This window comes from Neobacillus sp. DHD-1R (assembly GCF_057747995.1).
Genome location: NZ_CM173232.1, coordinates 4,630,708 through 4,651,631, shown reverse-complemented (window position 1 = coordinate 4,651,631; position 20,924 = coordinate 4,630,708). Strand labels below are relative to the sequence as shown.

At 35.5% G+C, this 20,924-nt stretch carries 24 protein-coding genes and 4 pseudogenes; 19 read left to right on the top strand and 9 right to left on the bottom strand.

Annotated features, from left to right (window positions below; genetic code table 11):
- The first annotated feature begins 4 nt into the window (after positions 1 to 4).
- From AC3ANL_RS22990 to AC3ANL_RS22965, 6 genes and pseudogenes are all read left to right on the top strand, one after another.
- Entirely contained in the window at positions 5 to 502 is a 498-nt protein-coding gene (locus AC3ANL_RS22990) for a TRAP transporter small permease (protein WP_488326652.1), read from the top strand.
- Positions 499 to 1,773: a TRAP transporter large permease gene (locus tag AC3ANL_RS22985; protein ID WP_488326651.1), complete on the top strand. Its 1,275-nt coding sequence runs from the start codon at positions 499 to 501 to the stop codon at positions 1,771 to 1,773. The genes AC3ANL_RS22990 and AC3ANL_RS22985 overlap by 4 nt, the downstream gene beginning before the upstream one ends.
- 100 nt (positions 1,774 to 1,873) lie before the next feature.
- Positions 1,874 to 1,999 (top strand): annotated as a pseudogene (locus AC3ANL_RS22980) (TetR-like C-terminal domain-containing protein); the annotation flags it as partial.
- A 157-nt stretch (positions 2,000 to 2,156) separates the two neighbouring features.
- The gene (locus tag AC3ANL_RS22975; RefSeq protein WP_488326650.1) at positions 2,157 to 3,179 is read left to right on the top strand and encodes a DUF3231 family protein; all 1,023 of its coding nucleotides are present in this window, start codon (positions 2,157 to 2,159) and stop codon (positions 3,177 to 3,179) included.
- A 55-nt stretch (positions 3,180 to 3,234) separates the two neighbouring features.
- Positions 3,235 to 3,360, top strand: a pseudogene (locus AC3ANL_RS22970) (hypothetical protein); the annotation flags it as partial.
- Positions 3,361 to 3,774: 414 nt separating this feature from the next.
- Positions 3,775 to 4,173, top strand: a complete 399-nt coding sequence (locus tag AC3ANL_RS22965; protein WP_488326649.1) for a VOC family protein — start codon at positions 3,775 to 3,777, stop codon at positions 4,171 to 4,173.
- Positions 4,174 to 4,218: 45 nt separating this feature from the next.
- Here AC3ANL_RS22965 and trmL read toward each other — a convergent pair whose 3' ends face one another.
- The gene (trmL, locus tag AC3ANL_RS22960; protein ID WP_488326648.1) at positions 4,219 to 4,689 is read right to left on the bottom strand and encodes a tRNA (uridine(34)/cytosine(34)/5-carboxymethylaminomethyluridine(34)-2'-O)-methyltransferase TrmL; all 471 of its coding nucleotides are present in this window, start codon (positions 4,687 to 4,689) and stop codon (positions 4,219 to 4,221) included.
- A 350-nt stretch (positions 4,690 to 5,039) separates the two neighbouring features.
- Here trmL and AC3ANL_RS22955 point away from each other — a divergent pair, with 350 nt between their 5' ends.
- Together AC3ANL_RS22955 and AC3ANL_RS22950 are read left to right on the top strand one after the other, a co-directional pair.
- On the top strand, positions 5,040 to 5,702 hold the full coding sequence (locus tag AC3ANL_RS22955; protein WP_488326647.1) for an NAD(P)H-binding protein: 663 nt from the start codon (positions 5,040 to 5,042) through the stop codon (positions 5,700 to 5,702).
- A 305-nt stretch (positions 5,703 to 6,007) separates the two neighbouring features.
- On the top strand, positions 6,008 to 7,108 hold the full coding sequence (locus AC3ANL_RS22950) for a glycerophosphodiester phosphodiesterase (protein ID WP_488326646.1): 1,101 nt from the start codon (positions 6,008 to 6,010) through the stop codon (positions 7,106 to 7,108).
- 170 nt (positions 7,109 to 7,278) lie between these two features.
- Here the strand turns inward: AC3ANL_RS22950 and AC3ANL_RS22945 are convergent, their stop codons facing one another.
- A complete protein-coding gene (locus AC3ANL_RS22945) occupies positions 7,279 to 7,419 on the bottom strand; it encodes a hypothetical protein (RefSeq protein WP_488326645.1) in 141 nt (46 codons plus the stop codon).
- Between the two features lie 107 nt (positions 7,420 to 7,526).
- Entirely contained in the window at positions 7,527 to 8,084 is a 558-nt protein-coding gene (locus AC3ANL_RS22940) for a cupin domain-containing protein (protein WP_488326644.1), read from the bottom strand.
- Positions 8,085 to 8,168: 84 nt separating this feature from the next.
- Here AC3ANL_RS22940 and AC3ANL_RS22935 point away from each other — a divergent pair.
- The 5 genes and pseudogenes from AC3ANL_RS22935 to AC3ANL_RS22915 form a co-directional block, all read left to right on the top strand.
- A pseudogene (locus AC3ANL_RS22935) lies at positions 8,169 to 8,252 on the top strand (ferritin-like domain-containing protein); the annotation flags it as partial.
- Between the two features lie 81 nt (positions 8,253 to 8,333).
- Positions 8,334 to 8,756, top strand: coding sequence for a DUF5661 family protein (locus tag AC3ANL_RS22930; protein ID WP_488326643.1), 423 nt, complete (start codon positions 8,334 to 8,336; stop codon positions 8,754 to 8,756).
- Positions 8,757 to 9,045: 289 nt separating this feature from the next.
- On the top strand, positions 9,046 to 9,444 hold the full coding sequence (locus tag AC3ANL_RS22925; RefSeq protein WP_488326642.1) for a DUF5412 family protein: 399 nt from the start codon (positions 9,046 to 9,048) through the stop codon (positions 9,442 to 9,444).
- A 65-nt stretch (positions 9,445 to 9,509) separates the two neighbouring features.
- The gene (locus tag AC3ANL_RS22920) at positions 9,510 to 9,836 is read left to right on the top strand and encodes a hypothetical protein (RefSeq protein WP_488326641.1); all 327 of its coding nucleotides are present in this window, start codon (positions 9,510 to 9,512) and stop codon (positions 9,834 to 9,836) included.
- Positions 9,837 to 9,856: 20 nt separating this feature from the next.
- Positions 9,857 to 10,141 carry a DUF6584 family protein gene (locus tag AC3ANL_RS22915; RefSeq protein WP_488326640.1) on the top strand — a complete coding sequence of 95 codons (285 nt, stop codon included), beginning with the start codon at positions 9,857 to 9,859 and terminating at the stop codon, positions 10,139 to 10,141.
- A 142-nt stretch (positions 10,142 to 10,283) separates the two neighbouring features.
- On the opposite strand, the gene AC3ANL_RS22910 is transcribed toward AC3ANL_RS22915, so the two are convergent.
- Positions 10,284 to 10,712, bottom strand: a complete 429-nt coding sequence (locus AC3ANL_RS22910) for a DUF2383 domain-containing protein (protein WP_488326639.1) — start codon at positions 10,710 to 10,712, stop codon at positions 10,284 to 10,286.
- A gap of 168 nt (positions 10,713 to 10,880) precedes the next feature.
- Here AC3ANL_RS22910 and AC3ANL_RS22905 point away from each other — a divergent pair.
- Both AC3ANL_RS22905 and AC3ANL_RS22900 read left to right on the top strand, forming a co-directional pair.
- A pseudogene (locus AC3ANL_RS22905) lies at positions 10,881 to 11,232 on the top strand (hypothetical protein).
- 178 nt (positions 11,233 to 11,410) lie between these two features.
- A complete protein-coding gene (locus AC3ANL_RS22900; protein ID WP_488326638.1) occupies positions 11,411 to 12,376 on the top strand; it encodes an NAD(P)H-dependent glycerol-3-phosphate dehydrogenase in 966 nt (321 codons plus the stop codon).
- A gap of 1,359 nt (positions 12,377 to 13,735) precedes the next feature.
- Here AC3ANL_RS22900 and AC3ANL_RS22895 read toward each other — a convergent pair.
- Positions 13,736 to 13,936 carry a hypothetical protein gene (locus AC3ANL_RS22895; RefSeq protein ID WP_488326637.1) on the bottom strand — a complete coding sequence of 67 codons (201 nt, stop codon included), beginning with the start codon at positions 13,934 to 13,936 and terminating at the stop codon, positions 13,736 to 13,738.
- A 354-nt stretch (positions 13,937 to 14,290) separates the two neighbouring features.
- On the bottom strand, positions 14,291 to 14,566 hold the full coding sequence (locus AC3ANL_RS22890) for a hypothetical protein (RefSeq protein ID WP_488326636.1): 276 nt from the start codon (positions 14,564 to 14,566) through the stop codon (positions 14,291 to 14,293).
- A 173-nt stretch (positions 14,567 to 14,739) separates the two neighbouring features.
- On the opposite strand from AC3ANL_RS22890, the gene AC3ANL_RS22885 reads away from it, so the two are divergent.
- Complete coding sequence (locus tag AC3ANL_RS22885; RefSeq protein WP_488326635.1) at positions 14,740 to 15,501, top strand: CPBP family intramembrane glutamic endopeptidase; 762 nt, start codon at positions 14,740 to 14,742, stop codon at positions 15,499 to 15,501.
- A gap of 142 nt (positions 15,502 to 15,643) precedes the next feature.
- On the opposite strand, the gene AC3ANL_RS22880 is transcribed toward AC3ANL_RS22885, so the two are convergent.
- Positions 15,644 to 16,042 (bottom strand): cupin domain-containing protein, encoded by a 399-nt coding sequence (locus AC3ANL_RS22880; RefSeq protein ID WP_488326634.1) that lies wholly within the window; start codon positions 16,040 to 16,042, stop codon positions 15,644 to 15,646.
- Between the two features lie 23 nt (positions 16,043 to 16,065).
- Positions 16,066 to 16,812, bottom strand: coding sequence for an SDR family oxidoreductase (locus AC3ANL_RS22875; RefSeq protein WP_488326633.1), 747 nt, complete (start codon positions 16,810 to 16,812; stop codon positions 16,066 to 16,068).
- A 286-nt stretch (positions 16,813 to 17,098) separates the two neighbouring features.
- On the opposite strand from AC3ANL_RS22875, the gene AC3ANL_RS22870 reads away from it, so the two are divergent.
- Positions 17,099 to 17,647: a TetR/AcrR family transcriptional regulator gene (locus AC3ANL_RS22870; RefSeq protein WP_488326632.1), complete on the top strand. Its 549-nt coding sequence runs from the start codon at positions 17,099 to 17,101 to the stop codon at positions 17,645 to 17,647.
- 104 nt (positions 17,648 to 17,751) lie between these two features.
- On the opposite strand, the gene AC3ANL_RS22865 is transcribed toward AC3ANL_RS22870, so the two are convergent.
- Positions 17,752 to 18,822 carry an AI-2E family transporter gene (locus tag AC3ANL_RS22865; protein ID WP_488326631.1) on the bottom strand — a complete coding sequence of 357 codons (1,071 nt, stop codon included), beginning with the start codon at positions 18,820 to 18,822 and terminating at the stop codon, positions 17,752 to 17,754.
- A gap of 634 nt (positions 18,823 to 19,456) precedes the next feature.
- Between AC3ANL_RS22865 and AC3ANL_RS22860 the strand changes: the two genes are divergently transcribed.
- Both AC3ANL_RS22860 and AC3ANL_RS22855 read left to right on the top strand, forming a co-directional pair.
- Positions 19,457 to 20,317 carry an alpha/beta hydrolase gene (locus AC3ANL_RS22860; protein WP_488326630.1) on the top strand — a complete coding sequence of 287 codons (861 nt, stop codon included), beginning with the start codon at positions 19,457 to 19,459 and terminating at the stop codon, positions 20,315 to 20,317.
- Between the two features lie 93 nt (positions 20,318 to 20,410).
- Positions 20,411 to 20,788 (top strand): hotdog domain-containing protein, encoded by a 378-nt coding sequence (locus AC3ANL_RS22855; protein ID WP_488326629.1) that lies wholly within the window; start codon positions 20,411 to 20,413, stop codon positions 20,786 to 20,788.
- Positions 20,789 to 20,924: the final 136 nt, after the last annotated feature.

Genomic DNA, 20,924 nt, shown 5'->3' with positions numbered 1-20,924 from the left:
AAAAATGAAGGCACTTTACAGAATATCTGATCAACTCATTAATATCGGAGCCTATTTATCCGGATTCTTCATCATTCTTACAACGTTTATGATTTTCTATGAAGTTGTATCGCGCGGGATGTTTAATCACCCAACCATTTGGGCAACAGAATTATCGATTTATGCGATAATGGGAAGCTGTTTTTTTGGAAGTGCCTATGCGGTGCGGACATACTCACACATTACGGTAGATTTACTAATAAATAATGTTAATGATCGTATAAAAACGATGCTTGCTTACTTGTCGAATGCGTTAGGTTTAGTGTTTAGCATCATTTTTACCTTTTATGGATTTCATCACGTGATGAAAACGATGGAACTGGGTGTCACTTCTACATCATTATTGCGAATCCCTATGTACCTGCCGGAATTAATACTTCCGGTAGGTGGGGTGTTGATGTGCTTGGCCTTTATATTGCAAATTGTAGACGGTGGAATCCATAAAGGAGGAGAGCACATATGAATTTCTTTTTCCTTGGTGGAATGGGCACCCTATTATTACTTGGATTACCAGTAGCCTTTGCACTTGCTTTATTAGCTGTAGCAGGTATGTACTTCTTTAATGGCGGCACATTTGCTTTTATGCAAATTCCTATTATCTCTTATAAGTCGCTTGATGATTTCTCCTTAACATCACTACCAATGTATGTGCTAATGAGTCAAATCTTACTAGTAAGTGGAGTAGGTCGTGATCTGTATGAAATGGCGAGCCGCTGGTTTAGACATCTACCCGGCGGACTAGCCATTGCGACACTTTTTTGTTGTGCTATCTTTGCTGCAATATCAGGTTCAAGTGTTGCAACAGCAGTAACCGTTGGTTCTGTGGCGTTACCAGAGATGGTGAAGCGGGGTTACAATAAAAAGCACGTCTTAGGACTGCTTGCAGCCGGCGGAACTTTAGGAATATTAATCCCACCAAGTGTTCCGATGATTATTTATGGATCTGTTACAGGTGAATCTATTGGAAAATTATTTATCGCAGGGATTGTACCAGGACTTATTTTGACACTTGCCTTTATGATATTTGCTTCTTATCAAACGCGTCATATTAAAGAAGTACCGGCAACATGGAAGGAACGAATGGAAGCTACCAAAACCGCTATTTGGGGACTCATGTTACCCGTTATCGTTATTGGCGGGATCTATACTGGTATTTTCACACCAACAGAAGCGGCTGCAGTAGGGGTGGTTGTGGGTTTTGCCATTTCGGCATTTGTCTATCGGAATTTGAATTTAGAAAACATCAAGAAAATTATTTTCTCTACGGTCAAAACAAATGCGATGATTTTATTCATAATTGTGGGTGCAATGTTACTTGGATACATTATGACGATATTACAAATTCCACAAACGGTTACGAATTACGCAACACAACAAGACATTTCCCCTTGGGTTATCATTATTTTCATTAATATCGCTCTATTGATTTTAGGAATGTTCTTAGAAACTATTTCGATTTTGGTTATTACCCTGCCAATTTTGTACCCTATCATTATGGCTTTAGGATTCGATCCGTATTGGTTTGCTATTATCATGGTTATCAATATGGAATTAGCTTTAATATCTCCACCTGTTGGATTAAACTTGTTTGTTCTAAAAGGAATTGATCGATCAAATACCATTAGCGAGATTGTTAAAGGGGTAATCCCTTACGCCATCATTATGGTACTTTTCATGGTTCTACTTTCCTTCTTCCCAGAGATTACAACATTCTTAATAGATAATGTGGAATAACAGCTAGTGATTATTACTCATTTGCAATAATAAATTGCAAATGAGTTTTTATTTTATTCTAAAGTGAACTTGTTTGTTTAAAAAAGAATATTAAAGGTGCGTTATACTTCAATTTATTGTTACCTCATATGTAGGGATAGTTGAATGGTGGATCATGAATGGAATGCCTTATCCAACTGATGTCATGGCAAAACAGGTGGGGATTTTGTTAGAGAGAAATCTGTAGTTCTCGCTAATCTGCATCAATTTAGGTAGGATCTGATTAAAATACTGTTTGTGAGTTGGCTTTTTTTGCTTAAGAGAGTATCAAAGGAAATAATACATATTACAGGCAATTTATGGGGAGTCTATCTTATATTATATCTTTTTGGGGGGGCACTCTGATGGAGGAAAAGGCAAAACAGATTAGGCTAACTGCAGGAGAGATTGCTCAACTTTGGGCTCAATACTTAAATGATAGTTCAAGTATATGTGTGCTTACATATTTTTTAGAGAAGGCTGAGGATGATGAGATTAAGCCTATTATTGAATTTGCTTTACAGTTATCTAAGTCACATGTGCAAAAAATTGTAGCAATATTGACGGAAGAAAAAAATGTAATTCCACATGGTTTTAGTATTAAAGAGGATGTTGATTTAACAGCACCAAGACTTTTTTCTGACAGTTTTGTTTTAAATTTTATAAACCAAATGTCTAAAATTGGTCTTACATTATATGCAGCGAGTGTATCAGCATCTGTAAGACATGACATTACAGCCTATTACAATGACTGCCTTACAGAAACAATGCAATTATATGCAAAATCAAAGGATTTATTATTATCAAAAGGATTGTTTATTAGGTCTCCTAACCTGCCCAATTTAGAGCAGGTTGAGTATGTAAAAAAGCAATGGTTTATTTTAGATGTGTTCGGCGAAAAAAGACCATTAGTAGCATCAGAAGTAGATAACATATTTGCTAATCTTCAAAGAAATGCTTTAGGAGTAGCTACCCTTACTGGATTTAGTCAGGTTGCTCAGAACAAGGAGGTAAAAAAATTTTTTATAAAAGGTCTAGAAATTGGGAATAAGCATGTTACATTATTTAGAGAGAAATTAGAGGAAAGTAAGCTCCCAGCACCAATGAGTTGGGATTCAGAAATAACAACTAGTACAACTAAAACATTTTCTGATAAACTCATGATGTTCTTTACAACTACTTTGATTGGTTTGAGTATTGGTTTTTATGGTACAGGTATTGCACTAAGTCCAAGAGGGGATCTTGTTGCAATGTATAACAGGCTATCCTTAGAAGTTCAATTATATTCTGAGGATGGAGCTAATATCATGATTAAAAATGAATGGTTAGAACAACCTCCAATGGCACCAGATAGGGATGAATTAATAAAGAAAAAGAATCAATCATAAAATACCTTAAAGTCCTTCTGCAAATAGCTGTAAGGGCTTATTTTATTTAGGAAAAATGCTTAAAGTAGAAGATCGAGATCAAATTGGTAAAGTCAGTAGGAAGATTCGACAAATCCTTATGGAAGTAGAAATTCCTTCCGCTGTTGTGAAAGGAGTTGCTCACTATCTCTCCCAGTTTGGAACAGGAAAATTTGGCTCGCGGTGTGTATGCTTGGCCCGATTGTTGGGCTGGTCACGGGGATGCTGGGTGTGCGATTTGCATAGTTAATGTGTTATAGATACATCCTTTAATATTAATAGTGACGTTAAGGAATAATACACCTTCCTGTGACATTTTATCGCCATTTTTATTTATTCTGGAGGCAAATGTAAAGTATTACACTTAAATTATCGGGGTGCGATAGTTTAAGATCACCAGCTGCTTCGGCGGCTTTTTTTCTTATTCCACTAACGGGCAGATTAGTGGAATAAGAAGTACGACTCGGATTGAATTATTTTTTATGGAATGTCATTATTAAGTTAAAGTCACCTTACGTATATTCATTATATTAATTAATGAAGGCTTTAATTAAGTGACTAAAGGAGTTGGTTTTTAATGGAAAAAGTTACACCATTCTTAATGTTTCAAGATGGTAAAGCAGAAGAAGCGATGAATCATTACCTATCAATCATTGATGATTCAGAAATTACAAGTATTGTTCGCTATGGAGCGAATGAAACTGGAGATGAAGGAACTGTAATGAAGGCTACTTTTACCTTAAAAGGGCAAGAATTTATGTGCATTGATAGTAATGTGAAGCATCAGTTTTCCTTTACTCCTTCATTCTCAATTTTTGTTACTTGTGATACTGAAGAAGAAATTAACAACCTTTATCAGAACCTTATCGAGGGTGGACAAGCACTTATGCCAATTGGCGATTATGGTTTTAGTCAGAGGTTTGGTTGGCTAAATGACCGGTTTGGAGTATCGTGGCAACTAAATCTTCCTTCGTGAAAGCCATAATCCAACAAAAAAAATCTTCCGTCTTGGAGGATTTTTTTATTTTAAATTGGGAAACCCTTGCTGGCGCAAAGCCTCATATACCAATATAGCCGCTGTATTCGAAAGGTTCAGTGAACGAATATGATTATTCATTGGTATTCTCAAAAAGTGATCTTTATTTTTTTTTAGTAAATCTTTTGGTAAACCTGTTGTTTCTTTTCCAAACATAAAATAATGTTCTTTTGATACATCACTGAAATCAAAGGATGAATGTGGTTTTTCACCAAACGTCTCAATATAGTAAAACTCACCTTGATTTTTTGAAAAAAACTCATCTAATGAGTCATAATACGTTATGTTTACAAGATGCCAGAAATCTAATCCAGATTTTTTTATCATCTTTTCATCTGTTGAAAAGCCAAGTGGTCGGATTAAATGCAATGCTGTATCCGTCGCGGCACAAGTACGTGCAATATTTCCAGTATTAGCCGGAATTTCTGGTTGATATAGTACAACATGTATTGCCAAGAATGGTCACCTCTATCTTTATTATCCCCTCCCAATTATAGCATACAGATTGTGAAGAAATGTACTTACGCTAACGGACTCGATAGTTAAGATCACCAGCTGATTCCGCGGCTTTTTTCTTCTTTCACGAACGGGGCAGGATAGCTCGGGAAGGAAAACTTTCCCGGAAAGTAGAATAATTAATAATCAATTGAAATTTATAACTTGGAAAAGAACACCGTTTTTAGCGGTTGGAATTATGACAGGTCCTTTAATAAATCACTTAGGGTTAATTAGTGGGGCATTGAATTACACTTAAAGTAATGGGTGAAAAAGTTAAAAAGAATATAAAATAAATTTAGGAGAAGAGTATGCACGCATTATTAATAGGAGCAACGGGAGCCACAGGTAAAGACTTGCTAGATTTATTGTTAAAAGACGATTCTTTCCATCAGGTAGATATTTTTGTTAGGCGTGATCTGGATATACAACATGAAAAATTAAAGATACATGTTATTGACTTTGATAAACCAGAACAATGGAAGCATTTAGTGAAGGGCGATGTTTTGTTTTCATGTTTGGGAACGACCATTAAAGCGGCCGGAGGTAAAGAAGCCCAATGGAAAGTTGACTACGATTATCAATACCAATTTGCTAAATTTGCCAGAGAAAACAATGTGAAAAATTATGTATTGGTATCTTCCGGTTTTTCTTCGCCGCATTCTCTTTTCTTTTATACAAAGATGAAAGGGCAGTTAGAAGAAGCTGTAAAGGCTTTGGGGTTTCCAAAGTTGTCCATTTTTAGTCCGCCTGTATTGATACGAAAAAATAGTGATCGAACAATGGAAGTTGCCGGATTGAAAGCCATCCAGTTTTTTAATAAAATAGGAATTTTTCGCTCTCAAGAACCTCTGCCGACAGAAATATTGGCTCAAGCCATGATAAATTCCGCTAAAACAAAAGAAAACGGCATTTTTACGCTAAAAGGCAAAGGGATTTGGAAATGTGCCGAAGCAAATAGGAATAAATATTAATGAATCATAATATATGAAGGATAACCCATCATCAAACGAGGGATTTTCCTTTGAAAAATTCAATTGCCATAGGCAGCTGTTCTGGGGAAGCATTTTGTAAAAAGTGAAGATAAAAAGAAAAAAGTTGTAAACTAATATACTTAAAGTAACGGGTCGAAGAGAATAAGAGATATTCGAGCCGATTGACCCGTGATAAACTACCTAAATTTCTTTACGACTTCTTATTAAGTTTTTAATAGAGAGTTTACCCTGTTCAACTAACCTTATAAAGTAGTATATTTTATAAGATTTTGGGAGTTGAGCAAATGAATAAGAAAAAGATTTTATTAGTAGCGATTACGGCACTTATGATTTCTACGGGGGCGGGTCTAGTACCTGCAAAAAATGCTTCGGCTGCTGAAAACCTGACCAGGTCAGACAGCTCTAAGGTCTACGGGCCCAAAGGTTTCGATCTTCAGGCACATAGAGGGGGAATCGGGCTTACCTCTGAATCTACTATCGCTTCATTTTCTCACGCTCTAGAACTTGGTGTCAGCACCCTTGAGCTGGACGTACAGATTACTGAGGACCACCAGGCTGTTGTCACGCATGATAGGAAGATTTCGAGTGCAAAGTGCCAAGACACCGCACCTGCTTTCGCAGGCGACACTGAGTATCCCTATGTCGGCAAGTATATTAAAAATCTTACCCTTGCTCAGATCCGGACTCTGGACTGTGGTTCTCTAAAGTTATCAGACTTGCCAGAGCAAAGGCTGAGCCCTGGTGCACATATACCACTTTTGACTGAGGTGTTTGATCTTGTTAAAAAGTATCACGCCAATAAGGTATGGATGAACATTGAAACCAAGGTAGAGGCTGGAGCACCAGAGGAAACGGCTCCCCGTGAAGAGTTTGTACAGATTGTTGCACGTCAGGTTCGTGAGGCTGGAATGCTGCATCGAGTATCCATCCAAAGCTTTGACTGGGGTTCGCTTATGCGCATGCGTGAGGTTGAACCGCGCTTGCCCATTGTGGCACTGACTAACGGTCCGCAGTTCCTCCAGCCTGGTCAGACAGGTGCTTCCCCTTGGTTAGGTGGAATCGATATAGACGATTTTGGGGGTGACATGGTAGCGGCAGCCCATTCTTTCGGAGCGGACGCCATCTCCCCTGTCCATGGTTTCCCTCAAAACGGGAAAATCACTGATGATAACTACCAGCCATATGTAACGAAGGCTATGGTACAGGAAGCCCATAAGTTCGGTATGAAGGTTATTCCATGGACGGTAGATGACGAGCCAACCATGAACAAGCTTATCGACGATGGTGTTGATGGAATGATTACCGACTACCCAGATCGTTTACGTTATGTTATGGAACAGCATGATTTTGAATTGCCCAAGAGCTACTCGGTTCCAAAAAAGTAAGATATACACTTGTCATTTTTACGACGGAAATTTTTCCGTCGTTTTTTATTTCCCCCAGTGTATACCTTTAGTACACAAAAAAACTCGCCGAGATCGGCGAATTTTTTTGCAGACAGGAATTAATATAGCCTTATTCAACAAAAGCATCTGATTGTTCAATTACGGTTGTTCTACATATTTTTGCTTTCCTGAAGAAGTTTGGATTCTCCTGTACGTTCCCATTCTTCTACTGTTTCATATGCTTTTTCAGGAGAATATCCCTTCCCTGCAAGAACGCCCATTAAAATAAACTCTTGAAGAATGTGTGTCATTTATTAATCCTCTTTTAACGTCTTCCAAGCCTTCTTTTATCAAAAACTCCGTATGTCTTATCCGTTCATCTGGAGTCTTCCCGAAAATTACTGTTTTCCCATTTCTATTACCCAAACCTTTCCATAGCCATTGCATCTTGCTTAGTCTTATGAACAGTACCAAATGGATGGTTTGGTGGGGCATAAATTGAGTATAGTTTCAACGGAACTTTTCCTGTATTTGTGATATTGTGCCACATTCCAGCCGGTACCATAATAGCAGAGTCATCGAAGATTCTCGATTGGAAACTTAAATTATCTTTACTTTTGCCCATCTGTACAATCCCCTGACCTTGTTCAACACGTAAGAACTGATCCACTTTAGGGTGCACTTCCAATCCAATATCTTCTCCAACATTGAGACTCATTAATGTGACTTGCAAATGATTTCCTGTCCATAGTGCAGTACGATACGTGTTGTTTTGTTTGGAGGCCTCATTGATATTTATAACAAAGGGGTTTGCTCCATAATCTTTTAATACGCTTCTGCCATCACCATAAAAGGAACGATAAGAACTAAATGCGAAATCATTAGGAAGAGTCTGATAACCATTAGGATTTCCGTAAGTATGCGTTGGTACATTTGCATAATAAGGATATTGATACGTATAGGGCACATAGTACATTTTCCTCAATCCCTTCATATTTATTATTTCTAAATTATCTTATGTACGGTAGAAGAAGAATGTACTTATTGATGTTAAATGATCTATGGAGCCAAAGGGGCATTAAATGCCCCAACATTAACCTTACCTCAGATGCTAACTTATGCTGTACAAGACGAATTTCTTGCTTGTTTAATCTTTAGGAAAACACGCTCATAAACCCGTAATTAACATATGTTATTGTTAACTACTATTTTAGGAGTGAATGATATGTACTACTATAATAATTTTCCGTATATGAATCAGTACCCTAATTATTCTAACTATCGTACGAATTTTACTCATTTATCAAATAGAAATTTACTTAACAATTATCCAACTAGGTTTAAAACTACTAATATTGCAACGAATAGTTTAAATAGGCACAGAACTAGCTTTTCAAAAGAGGAAGCAGCCGCAATAGCTTTACTTTTAGGTATTGACTTTACTAAAAGTAAGTTTGATTTAGAGGAGTTTTGGAGGGGAGTTAATACTGAACTTGAACACGGGCAACAATCCAGCCAGACTAATGTTACTGGGGATGACCCTCTAATTACGGGGAAGATTGCATTGGCTCATCTTAACGAGTTTCCTGATTATTATAAAAGATTAAAAGTTCTTGAGGAGGAAGCAAAAGCATATTGGAAAAAATAATTACCCCATTAAAAATTTGTATTGTTTTGTATACCTAAATATAAATTTTTGATTTGCCTAATTCATTCATCCATTTAATGGTGTTGATTGTGAAGAATTACACTTAAAGTAATGGGTACTTGAGTTTAATAAAGAGCCGTAGCTTCGGCTCTTTTTCTTTTTCCAATAAAAGAGCAGGATAGTTTAAGAAGAAATGGAAAAATTTTTAAATTTATACATAGAAATTCTATGTATATATGATACTATTACAAATAGTGTAGCTTTAATCTGTAAGGGAGGAGTGAGTTAAATGAAAAAGAAGACAAAAATTATCCTGACAACATTAATAGTTATAATAATTCTGTTTATAGCATTAATTATGGGGGTTATCAAGGTATTAGATACAGTATTTGGAGCTGCGTGTGGGAACCAGATTCAAAAAGAATTACCTTCCCCAAGTGGAGATAAAGTGGCTTATGTTTTCCTAAGAGATTGTGGTGCAACAACCAATTTTTCACCTCAATTATCTATTTTAAATAAAGGTGATGAGCTTGAAAATGAGGGGGGAAATGCATTTAGAGCAGATAAAAGTTTTTCGATTGAATGGCTTAATGAAAAGAATCTAAAGGTGATTTACGATAAAACTTCTAAAACCTACGAAATGGATAAAAGTGTTAATGGGGTTAATGTTGAATATTATGGCGAATAAATGAAACTTCGTACTCATCAACTAATGTATAATTTAGCTATGAAAAAGTAAAAGGAGAATGCCGTATGAATCGTCGCCTTTTTTTTATTACTTTAATTTTTGGATGGCTTGCGGTTTCAATTTCCCCTTTTTTTGATTCTGTGATTGTGTCAGATTCTATTGATTTATCTCATCTTAGATTTGGTTTTCCACTACCTATAATTGAACAGCACACATCGTTAACGCCCCTGGAGGAAGACTTTCCTCTCACAGTAAGGTTACTAAGTCCTCAAGAAAACGCAACTGATTTACTGGCTTTTAATTATGTTTTTTCTATATTAATTGTAACCATAACCACTTATGTCTCTATTCTACTTTTAAAATTTTTAGTTAGAAAGCTAATAAAAATCTAACCCAAAGTTCAAGGGGGTAGTTGAAAAAAGGTAAAGCGTGTAGTGAGTTTGAAAAATCTATGGGAAATGACCCTAAAAGAATAGCTAGAACTCTAAAGTATAAAGGCGATATTGAAATCTTAAAAAGACTAGAATTAGACAGCGAATATTCCCCAATAAAAAATAAAGTGAAAGAAAAATTGCTACAACAACCCGAAGATTCATTACAAGATAAATTAGTTACTGTTGGTTGTATATCAATCTTAACTTTAATAATTATGTTTGAAGTAATTGGAGTTTACGCATTCTTTAACTGGATATTTTGAATAAGCTTTATGAGGTGGATTGAATAAGGGTGCAAGTGTTAAAGAAATGATCGCTGCGGCGGTCTTTTTCTTGTTGTGCTAACGGGCAAGTTAATTAAATAAGATCACCAACAAGGTTGAAGGTCTTTTGTATCTTTATTTCTTAATGAAGTAAATGCCTTAACTGTTCAGCATGTCTTCGACTGTCATTAATTGTTTCATCGGCAATTTGTTTACTGCTTGGATCTAAATCACCTTTTACAAGCTCTGCTGAATAGTGAACTCCATATTTGTCCAAGCCCTCTATAGCTTCCTCAATGATTCTTCTTTCATTATCAGGGATCATAAATTTATGCATAAAGCTAAGCATTGATCCAGAGACACCTTCATCGTCAGCTGGAACTCCTCCCAGATTCTGAATTCGTTCTGCAACTTTTTGGGCATTTAGCTTTTGCTCTTGCTGAATTTGCTGAAAATTTCTTTTTAAATCATGATTATTTAACTTTTGGATATATTGTTCAAAACCACGTATTCCCATATATGTTCCTCTTAATAATGTGTTTAATTCCTCTATAACTGTCTCATTTGTCATTTACTCACATTCCTTTTTTACTTATTATGATGATTTGGGTTAGGATTATTCGTAATATTAACTTGAACAAACGGTGACTATAACTGAACAATGGGATCGCTAAGGCTATTTCCTGTTTATTGTACTAACCAGGTTAGCTAAAGAACAAACTCAATTAAAGGAGGACCTATGAGAGGAAATCCAAAAATAGTTATAGAATACGAAAGGCAATACAAAACCAAGAAAAACCCCAATGGTATCTTTGTGGCTAAACTTATTCAGAAGCCTAGGGAAAATGATTTACTGGACTTTGTGTTTATCATCAAAAATCTTAAAACTAAGCAAGTTGTATTTGAAAAAATACTTATAACAACGTACAACGATTATTTTCATTTTCGTATTGCACAAGGAAATATTGCATGGGTTTCCCTGTATACAGTGGGATACTGGGATAGTTTAGGAAAAAAGATTGTAGAAGTCTCGACAACAAAGTAAAGAGAATTTCATCCTTGACGACAATCATCGGTCTTCTTACCTTTGATACATTATTAAGCTAACGGGGCAGGTTCAATAAGGAATGGCAATCAGAAGGATATCTTATGAAACTGGTCGAATATAACCTTTATCCATTTGAAAAAATAGTTAACCCCTATTAATTCAAGAGATGGAAGAGCAATTTAAAAAAGGAAATGTTGAATTAAAAAAATGAGGGTGAAGTATTGAATATTTCAGTATTAGGTTGTGGACGTTGGGGAACCTTCTTGGCTTGGTATGCTAATAAAGTTGGACACAATGTTATGTTATGGGGGAGAGAAAGCTCCAAGAATTTTATTGGATTAAAAGAAACTCGAAGTAATGATTATCTTTCTTTGCCAGAAGATGTAGAACTAAATAATTCATTAGAAAAAACTATATCATTTGCAGAAGAAATAATAATAATTTCCATTAGTGCTCAAGAATTACGTTCATTTGCAAATCAATTAAGTACATTAAATTCTATACAAGGTAAAACATTTATTTTGTGTATGAAGGGATTAGAAGCTAATAGTGGAAAAAGGCTTTCCCAAGTATTTGGAGAAGAGGTTGGAAAAAATATAAATACAGCAGTATGGGTTGGACCTGGACACGTACAAGATTTCGTGAATAATATACCCAACTGTATGGTTATCGGTTCTGACAATATTGAAGTAACCAAAAAAATTATTCGAGAGTTGAATAGTGATTTAATTAGGTTCTACTATGGGCAAGACCTTGTTGGAAATGAGATTGGTGCCGCTACAAAAAATGTAATGGGTATAGCAGCAGGAATGTTGGATGGATTAAATTATAGCAGTTTAAAAGGTTCACTTATGGCAAGGGGAACAAGGGAAATCTCTCGGCTAGTTAGAGCAATGGGAGGAAATGATGTAACTGTATATGGATTAAGTCATCTTGGAGATTTTGAAGCAACCTTATTCTCTGAACATAGTCATAATAGAAAATTTGGTCAGTCATTAGCCGAAGGCAAAGAGTTTGGAAAATTAGCAGAAGGTGTTGCAACTGTAAGGGCATTGATGGAATTATCCAAACAATATGACGTACAACTCCCAATTTGTAATGCGTTATTTGAGATAATATTTGAGAATAAAAATGCAGAAGAAACATTAAAAGATTTATTTTTAAGACCTGTAAAATTTGAGTTTTAGTGAAATTATGCCATATCAACTTCTAAACAACCACGGTTTTTGTGTTGAAAATGAGTTGATGTGGCAGATCATTTTTTTAAAAGAGAATGATTGTGAATAATTGCACTTAAACTAATGGGTGCGATGCTTGATATAACTATTCGAATCTTTTAAGAGAGGTTATTAAAATGAAGGTAGAAATAAGTTATTTCCCTCCCAAAAAAATAATTACTGTACTGGGTTCAGAAGCCACTTATCCTTTTGAAATTAACGGTGAGTTCCAATATATCGTAGATTTTTTCTTGTTATATTGATGGTGATTATACAGATGCCCATGAAGAACTCTTTTGCAATTGGATGGAGAGACCAGAATATTACCCTATTTATTCACTTGCGGAAATCTATGATTTTCAACAAGCAGAGTATGAAGATAGGGGATATAATCGTGTTAGTATTTTTACTTCATATTTTGATAAGTTTTATGGTGTTAGGAATATCATTGGTTCCAGCACAAATTGTAGAAATTAAGAGTAGTACCGTAAAAAATATTGTTGGGATATCTGGATTATTAGGGATTATTTTAGTAGGTACAGGTATTTTCATTGGCATAGGAGAGTCTTTACATTCATATCTCTATATAACATTTATATTACAATTAATTATCCTATGTCTTTTCTTTTTACTCTACCGTCTTTTTAAAAAAGTGGGGTATTCAACATTAATAAATATCTGTTCAATTTGCTTAGTCATAATTAGTCATTTAACTTATGTTTACTATATTGTAGGGAGTTTTTTGTATTATTAAAAATTGATGTGATTTTCGGTATTTTTTATTAAACTAACGGGTGCTTTAGTATTTAGGAGAGAAAATTAAAAGGATGACAAAATTATGGAAACAACCTTTCCAGAACTATACTCAAAACTTGCGGTAGCCCCTTTGTATATTATTCAACTGATATTGTGTATTGGGTGGATGATTTACACTCGAAAAGAAAAAGGATGTATTGTATTATTCGGAAAAATTTATTCACTCATTATTATCGTTAATTATCTTGTTGCAATTTATTTTCGCTTTTTTCACTAATAAAAAAAGATGTTGTTATTCAATTAACGGGTGCGTTAGTTAAACAAGGAGCTTCAATAGACCGAGATAAAACTCGGTCTGCTTCTACTCTATTAATAAAAAGGAATCAGCCATTCAACTAACTGGTTCTCTTGAGGTGGGTTTTATATTAAAACATTCAAAATCGCCCCAATTATAGAAAGAAAATATCAGATAAAACAGCTTAAATTCAATAAAAAAGGACACCGTTTTCGGTGCTCTTTTGACATTTATTTAAGGTTCTAAGGAGTAGCCTACTCCTTTTTTGATGGCATTTGTCAACCACCTACTGTACAAGTCGCCCTTGAACTACCTACAGCAGAGTTTAATTCCAATAGTAACGCTGGAAGAACAGTCTCGTTAATCAGGTCCTCCAATGATTTTTCGGAGATGGGGACGTTGTATTTTTCAAAAGTATCTACTGTATTTTCCCAAACTTGAATAATCGCTTTTGGAGACATATTTGATTGAATTACCACATCTATCACTCCTTTTTTAGTAATTGTATCACTCTATAAACCTTTATCGAAAAAGAAAGTATCCTTCAATTTTGACATTTAAAAGATTCCCTTTTTGTTCTAAAATCGTCTATATTTTATTATACAAAATTACACCTTAAACATCGTGTACATAAATCATTGTACATTGCGATTTTTACTGTTAAAACTGAAGGGATTTTATATAGTGTTTTCTAAGAAAAGGCTCTATGTCAATGAAAATAGACCACTCCACCTATGGCGAAATGGTCTGCTATTTTGACTGTCATTTTGGGGTAAAACTTCCCCTGAAGGGAACCCGTTATCATTCAACTGATTCCTTTTAAGATTTGATCATTAGGGTCTTCCTGCTGCAGCACTATCTGTCGTTGCGTAGTCTGGGAATGCTGGGTCTGCTGGGTTTGACAAAGACTCTAATAACTTCGGTTGGTTAGAATTCCCTTTTAAATTCTGGTTGTACAGTGATTGGATTTGGCTCTTTATCTTTTCGATGTTTTCTGGTGAGGCAATGCTTTTTATTTGATTTATGGCTTTAGTACGAGAGTCCTTATTCCTCAAAAGGTAAGCTGCTCCACCTATTGCTAATGTGCCAACAATCTTATTTAAAATCATAATGACTCATCCTCCTTGTTTCTTTTTTTATACCCGTTAATCCAATTGTTAAACAGTATCATTCAAGTAACTGCTACTTATATACAGTTTAGTTGAAGGAGGATTTTCCCTTTTATTGGTAGAATTAGTAAAGATAATGTGCAAGAGTAACGTTGAAATGGGGAAATTTTTTGTTGTTAATTATTATTGCGGTTTTATTTTTTCTAGGGATTACTTCTATTTCCTACCAACAAGAAGTTTTTTCCTTATTTGTATTTATGGGATTAGTGATTTTGTTATTATTTCTCAATAGAGAAAAACGATTCGTTATATCACTACTGTTATCGTTTCTAATCGGTTTTTTGATATTTATGATTTCTAATGATTTCGTAAGAACGATGAACATTTCAAAAGAAATAAAAATCATTCTTAATCGTCTTTTTCTTGTTTTTATCATTATAGGAATCGTTTTTAACCATCTCTTCTTTAATAAGAAGGTTTCTTGGCACAATAAAAAACCTGATTGGCAAAATCCTATTGTCTTACCGTTTCATAAAGTTAATACATTTTGGTTTTGGATGATTGGAATCATTGTTAATGTAATTACATATATGTTTTTTATTATTCAAAAGGATATAGAGTATATTCAAATGCTATTATTGTTTTGTTTATTTTTTTCACTTATTAATGCAGTTTTTGAGGAAGTTATTTGGAGAGGAATATTGCTTTCGGCTCTTAAGGAACACACATCTACAGGGTATGCTGTTATCGTTACAAGTGTTGGTTTTGGACTTCTCCATCTCTCAATTGGTTTTTCTATTTCTCTTAGTTTGTTAATTTCATTTGCAGGGGTAATTTACGCATTAATCACACTTAAGACAAACAGTATCTATCCGAGTATTGTTTTTCATATCGTAATTAATATTGGAATGGTATATAGCGGATTTATAATCTAACAAAAAATGAGCTCCAATAGACCAAAATAAAACTCGGTGGTAAGAGTCCCATAAAATACGGGCTTCTTACCACCGAGCAAGCATCATAATATCTTTTGTCCATCTTTTTGGGGTCTCAAGATCGGCCTTTTTCTACGTCAAATTATAATTTATTATACGTTTCATCATCGACAGCTTCTAACCAATCGGTTTCTCCGGGTGTAAGGGCTAAGTGTACAAACCAACTGTCTTTTGTGGCACCGTGCCAATGTTTTACATGAGCTGGAATATTTACCACATCACCTGTCTTGAGTAATTGAGCTGGTTTCCCTTCTTCTTGATACCAACCCTCACCCCCAGTAACTAACAAAACTTGCCCAACCTTATGAGAGTGCCAGTTATTGCGAGCTCCTGGTGCAAAGGTTACATTCCCAATTGATGTGTTGAGTGGTGTTGGATCGGTAAACACCATTTGTAAGTATGCATCACCTATAAAGTTGTTTGCATCCACTTTTTGTCCCAATGGAAAGATGGTGCTTTGTTTTAATTGTTCATTTTTCATTTTTTTGCCTACTTTCTTTAATTTTAACCAACTTGTACAGTTGGGCGAATAATCATTTCATTGATACCAACATCTGCTGGCTGCTCAATGGCAAATGAAATGGCACGAGCAATGCTGTCCGCATCAATTGCAATTTTGTAAAATTCATCTAATCCTGCTTTCATCGTTTGGTCTGTTGTAGTTTCTAAAAGTTCACTGATAACTGCCCCAGGGGAAATATTGGTCACACGGATATTTGTGCCAATCATCGCTTCTTCTTGACGCAAGCCTTCGGAAATGGCTTTTACTGCAAATTTAGTTCCGCAGTAAACCGTTCCGCCAGGGTAGATGTTATGTCCAGCTACCGAAGAAAGATTGATAACATGACCGGATTTGCGTTCTCTCATGGAAGGAACAATAGTAGCAATAGCATAAAGGACGCCTTTGATATTTACATCGATCATCTTATCCCACTCATCAACTTTATTCTCTGCAAGAAATGCTTGTGGCATGATTCCAGCATTGTTAATTAATACGTCGATTTTTCCAAACTCATTAAGAGCATATTCGGCTAGTTCCTCCATTTGTTTACGAGAAGTCACATCTGTCACTTTATAAATAGCTTGTCCGCCATTATCTTGAATCTCTTCTTGCAATTTCTTTAAGCGGTCTTCACGACGAGCCGCCAATACTAGTTTAGCGCCTTTAGATGCAAGTTCTTTTGCAGTTGCTTCTCCAATCCCAGAAGAAGCACCAGTAATAATAACAACTTTATCTTGAATAGTAGACATAATAAATAACACCCTTTCTTATTTTTCAGGAATAACCTTATTAATCGTGCTCTTTTCAACACGTTCCATAAATTAAAATCCTACTTGAATTTAATTCAATTCTATTAATCCGAAATTGCTAAATTAAATCTCAGCAAAAATCAATACTGTTTGATTAATCAACATCTGTTTATTATTATAAAAAGATATAGATTGTATTCAATGGTTAATACAATGTAATTCGTTGATTAATCAACAAATCGATCAAAATTGTTGATTATTTTTAGGAAAAGTTGGTGAATTAGTAATGTCTAAAGTTGATAGAAGAATAACCAAAAGCCAAGCAGCCATAAAAAAAGCTCTTACTGAACTGATGTCTGAAAAAAGTTTTGACGATATTACCATTCAGGATATTGCTGACAGAGCAGATGTTAATCGAGGAACCATCTATCTTCATTACACGGATAAATACGATCTATTGGATAAGATGATACAAGAGCATATAAACGAGCTTAAGGAAACAAGTGAATGGGCCTGTCAAGAGGAATGGGTAGATGCAATCCAGATCTTTTTCGAATACTTTGAGACTAATTATTTATTCTTTTCGACCATGTTAACCAGTAAAGGAGCAGCCCCTTCTTTTCGTAGGAAGTTCCTAGAGCATGTTATCGAAGGGTACAAGGACGAGTTGCACAAAACAAACGGCAAAAATGAAGGTCTAAGTGAAGATGTTATTGTTAAATTCGCCGCAAATGCTTACGTAGGGGTTTTGGAATCTTGGTTAAAGGAGGGAATGCCTTCTCCGCCTCAGTCAATAGCTAAAGAATTGGGGATTTTGCTAGAGAGGATTCTATAGTTTTTCCTTAAATGGCCTTAGATAAAACAAAAGAACACAGTTTAATAATTAATCAAATAAAAAGGCCAGGTAGGAGTGAACTTACCTAGCCTTTATTATTTTGGCTACATATTCTCCATTCTCCTCAGCTTATAAAAACGAATGACATTTTTAAGGGTTACTTTAATAACCGAGTAGAGTGGAATGGCGATAATGATTCCTATAAATCCATAAATAGCCCCTGCAATTAATAAAATGAAAATAACCGTTAATGGATGAAGATCCAGCTTTTTTCCCATAACTTTTGGTGTAACAAGATTACCATCGATTTGCTGTGCAACGATTACCACTAAAACAACTTTCAGAACCATAAACGGACCTTGTAAAAGTGCGATAAGGACGGCCGGGACCATTCCAATCACAGGGCCAAAAAAAGGTACAATCGTCATACACATGGCGAAAATGGCAAGCACGAGACTATTATTCAGGCCAATAATGCAAAAACCGATATACAGCAAGATACCATCAGATAATGCGATGATACATTGTCCGATTATATAAGCGGATAATGTTTTATCTATATCTACAAGAATTAAATTTCCCTCTTCCACGTGTTCAACGGGAAGATTTTTTAAGAGAGCAGGCTTCAGTTTCTCGTCATCCCGTAAAAAATAAAAAACAATAAACGGAACAACTGCAAGCACCGTTGCTATACTAGTAACAATGGATAGGATATTCGTTATATTTTTTTCAACATGATGAAAAAAGGAGTTTGAGAGGGAACTTGCTTTTTCTTCAATCATTCTTAACGAACTGTTTCCAAAGCTATTATCCTTAACCATGTTATGGGACGCATTTGAGATCTTTTCAACCTTATTTGGAAATTGGTCCGAGAGTTGCTGAATTTGTTGTGCAATTGGGGTACCAGTAAAATGAACAAAAAGATATCCAGCCCCAATGAATAGTAAATAAACAATTAATATACTCATATTTTTGCTGATATATTTGGAAAAAAAGGTTACAAATGGCCTTATTATATAATAAATTAATCCGGAAATGAGAATCGGAAAAAATATAGTAGCAATAAATTTTTTAAAGGGCCAAACAAAGTAATCAATTTTCCCAAATAAGAAAATGATTAATAAAATTAACAGGGTACCCGTTGCATATTTAAAAAAAGGTCTCTTAATCCACATAACATCCACCCTAGGACAAAGTATTTTTAAAAAATGAAGAAATTTCATTCTCAGCTAAATTAGTTCTCTAGTTAACTATCCTCTTTTGGTTATACATAAACGTATAAAGAAAAATCTTCTACCTAATTTAACCCCACAATCAGATTGTTGGGATTTTTTGCTGTCTATCTCCCTTCAGCTTCAACCGCACACTGAGATTCCAAAAAAACTATATTTTCCGGAACGGTCGCTAAGAGTCTTGATAAGCGACCGTTTCTCTGATCCTAAAAAGAGTTCGGTCGATTAGAGCCTTGATAAACGACCGTTCCATTGATTCTAAAAGGAGTTCGGAAGCTTAGAGTGTTGATAAACGACCGCATGGCTGAATTTAAAAGGAATTCGGTAGATTAGAGCCTAGATAAATGACCGCATCGCTGAATTTAAAAGGAGTTCGGTCATTTAGACCCTTGATAAGCGGCCAGAACTCCTCTTTTCAGCAAGATCACAAATCCTTCCAATCTTTCCAACTCGAAGTAGAAAAAAGTATAATAAACGTTGTGGTTAGTGGAGATCGGCGCATAAGCCTTGCAAAAGTATAGTAGACATTCTCATAACTACATTTTTCAACTTGTTAACATCAGGAGGATTGCTTGGAATGATAACAGAAGGGACATTTAATGGGGGCGATGGAACAGAACTATTTTTTCGTGTGATCGAACCATTAACGGCTCCAAAAGCGGCAGTAATCGTAGTTCACGGACATGGGGACCACAGTGGAGGGCTGCAAAATATCAGTGAAAGTCTGATTAATACCGAATATATGGTTTATGCCTTTGATTTGCGCGGTCATGGAAAAAGCGCAGGAAAAAGGGGATTTATACAGTCTTGGGATGAATTTAGCGGAGATTTACACGAGTTTCGAAAGCGTGTTTCTCTCGATCAGCCCAATTTGCCTTTGTATATTGTGGGACATAGTATTGGCGGCCTGATCACTCTCGAGTATGCTTTAGACCATAGTGCGGGTATTGCAGGAATTGTTGCAATAGCACCTGCCATCACTTACGAAATGACATCTTTGGAGCAGTTAGGCATTAGCCTAATGGGGAGGTTAAGACCAGACTTTAGTATCAGAAAAACTGGCAGGATTCGATTACTGAAGAAAAAATCAGCGATTCGGGCTATTTACGAATCTGATAGTTTGCGTCATAATATCGTAACCCCTGGTTTAGGACGCAGCTTAATCCAAGCGATTTCACGAGTGATAAATAAAGCATCTTCGATTACCCTGCCACTCTTATTACAAACTGGCCTTGAGGATAAAATTACCCCGCCAACAAAGCTGCGCCATTTTTTTAACCTTGTGGCCTCAAAGGATAAACAGTTAGTTGAGTACCCTTTAGCTAAACACCGTCCATTTGATGAGGCGGGAAGGGAGGCGTTTTTAGAAGATTTGACCGACTGGTTAGATCGGCAGAATGATAAACAACAAAAGGTGACCTACAGGGGGTTCCGTTAGAATTGATCAAAAGGGCCATATAGTGGAATTATTTAATATTGTTTATCGTATTTAGATTATCATTTCGTATAAAACCTTCAGGGGGAGATGTATATGACATTAAAAGTAGGAGATATCATTAGTTTTGAACGGACTTTTACAGTAAGGGATGTTGAATTATTTACAGAGATTTCAGGTGATGAAGGGATTCATCATAGAACCCCAGATGAACAGGGAAGACTTGTAATTCAAGGGTTACTAACCGCAACTCTACCAACAAAAATAGGTGGAGATCATAATGTCCTAGCTCGTACAATGAATTTTGAGTTTTTAAGACCTGTGTTTACGGGGGATACAATAATTTGTGAAGTGAAGATTGAAAAATACAAAAGGCAAGAAAATAATAGAACAGCTATTACTGCATCCTTTATATGTAAAAACCAGAATGAAAAAGAAGTATTAAACGGAAATTTTTCGGGTGTAATACTTTAAACTCTTTAAATTAGACAAATACTTCTCTGGGACAAGGACCTGCAAGATACAATAGAAAGTAAAAATAAAGTAAAAGGGTACCCATTTCCTTTAGGAGATAAATAGAAGTTTAAGGCACAACCAGCTAATATGAACT

Coding starts and splice junctions, on each gene's coding strand:
- AC3ANL_RS22955 (WP_488326647.1), top strand. CDS start 5,040: ATGCACGCATTATTAATAGGAGCAACGGGAGCCACAGGTAAAGACTTG.
- AC3ANL_RS22870 (WP_488326632.1), top strand. CDS start 17,099: ATGTCTAAAGTTGATAGAAGAATAACCAAAAGCCAAGCAGCCATAAAA.
- AC3ANL_RS22860 (WP_488326630.1), top strand. CDS start 19,457: ATGATAACAGAAGGGACATTTAATGGGGGCGATGGAACAGAACTATTT.
- AC3ANL_RS22925 (WP_488326642.1), top strand. CDS start 9,046: ATGAAAAAGAAGACAAAAATTATCCTGACAACATTAATAGTTATAATA.
- AC3ANL_RS22945 (WP_488326645.1), bottom strand. CDS start 7,419: ATGACACACATTCTTCAAGAGTTTATTTTAATGGGCGTTCTTGCAGGG.
- AC3ANL_RS22965 (WP_488326649.1), top strand. CDS start 3,775: ATGGAAAAAGTTACACCATTCTTAATGTTTCAAGATGGTAAAGCAGAA.
- AC3ANL_RS22875 (WP_488326633.1), bottom strand. CDS start 16,812: ATGTCTACTATTCAAGATAAAGTTGTTATTATTACTGGTGCTTCTTCT.
- AC3ANL_RS22930 (WP_488326643.1), top strand. CDS start 8,334: ATGTACTACTATAATAATTTTCCGTATATGAATCAGTACCCTAATTAT.
- AC3ANL_RS22920 (WP_488326641.1), top strand. CDS start 9,510: ATGAATCGTCGCCTTTTTTTTATTACTTTAATTTTTGGATGGCTTGCG.
- AC3ANL_RS22880 (WP_488326634.1), bottom strand. CDS start 16,042: ATGAAAAATGAACAATTAAAACAAAGCACCATCTTTCCATTGGGACAA.
- AC3ANL_RS22985 (WP_488326651.1), top strand. CDS start 499: ATGAATTTCTTTTTCCTTGGTGGAATGGGCACCCTATTATTACTTGGA.
- AC3ANL_RS22890 (WP_488326636.1), bottom strand. CDS start 14,566: ATGATTTTAAATAAGATTGTTGGCACATTAGCAATAGGTGGAGCAGCT.
- AC3ANL_RS22990 (WP_488326652.1), top strand. CDS start 5: ATGAAGGCACTTTACAGAATATCTGATCAACTCATTAATATCGGAGCC.
- AC3ANL_RS22855 (WP_488326629.1), top strand. CDS start 20,411: ATGACATTAAAAGTAGGAGATATCATTAGTTTTGAACGGACTTTTACA.
- AC3ANL_RS22910 (WP_488326639.1), bottom strand. CDS start 10,712: ATGACAAATGAGACAGTTATAGAGGAATTAAACACATTATTAAGAGGA.
- AC3ANL_RS22950 (WP_488326646.1), top strand. CDS start 6,008: ATGAATAAGAAAAAGATTTTATTAGTAGCGATTACGGCACTTATGATT.
- AC3ANL_RS22865 (WP_488326631.1), bottom strand. CDS start 18,822: ATGTGGATTAAGAGACCTTTTTTTAAATATGCAACGGGTACCCTGTTA.
- AC3ANL_RS22940 (WP_488326644.1), bottom strand. CDS start 8,084: ATGTACTATGTGCCCTATACGTATCAATATCCTTATTATGCAAATGTA.
- AC3ANL_RS22975 (WP_488326650.1), top strand. CDS start 2,157: ATGGAGGAAAAGGCAAAACAGATTAGGCTAACTGCAGGAGAGATTGCT.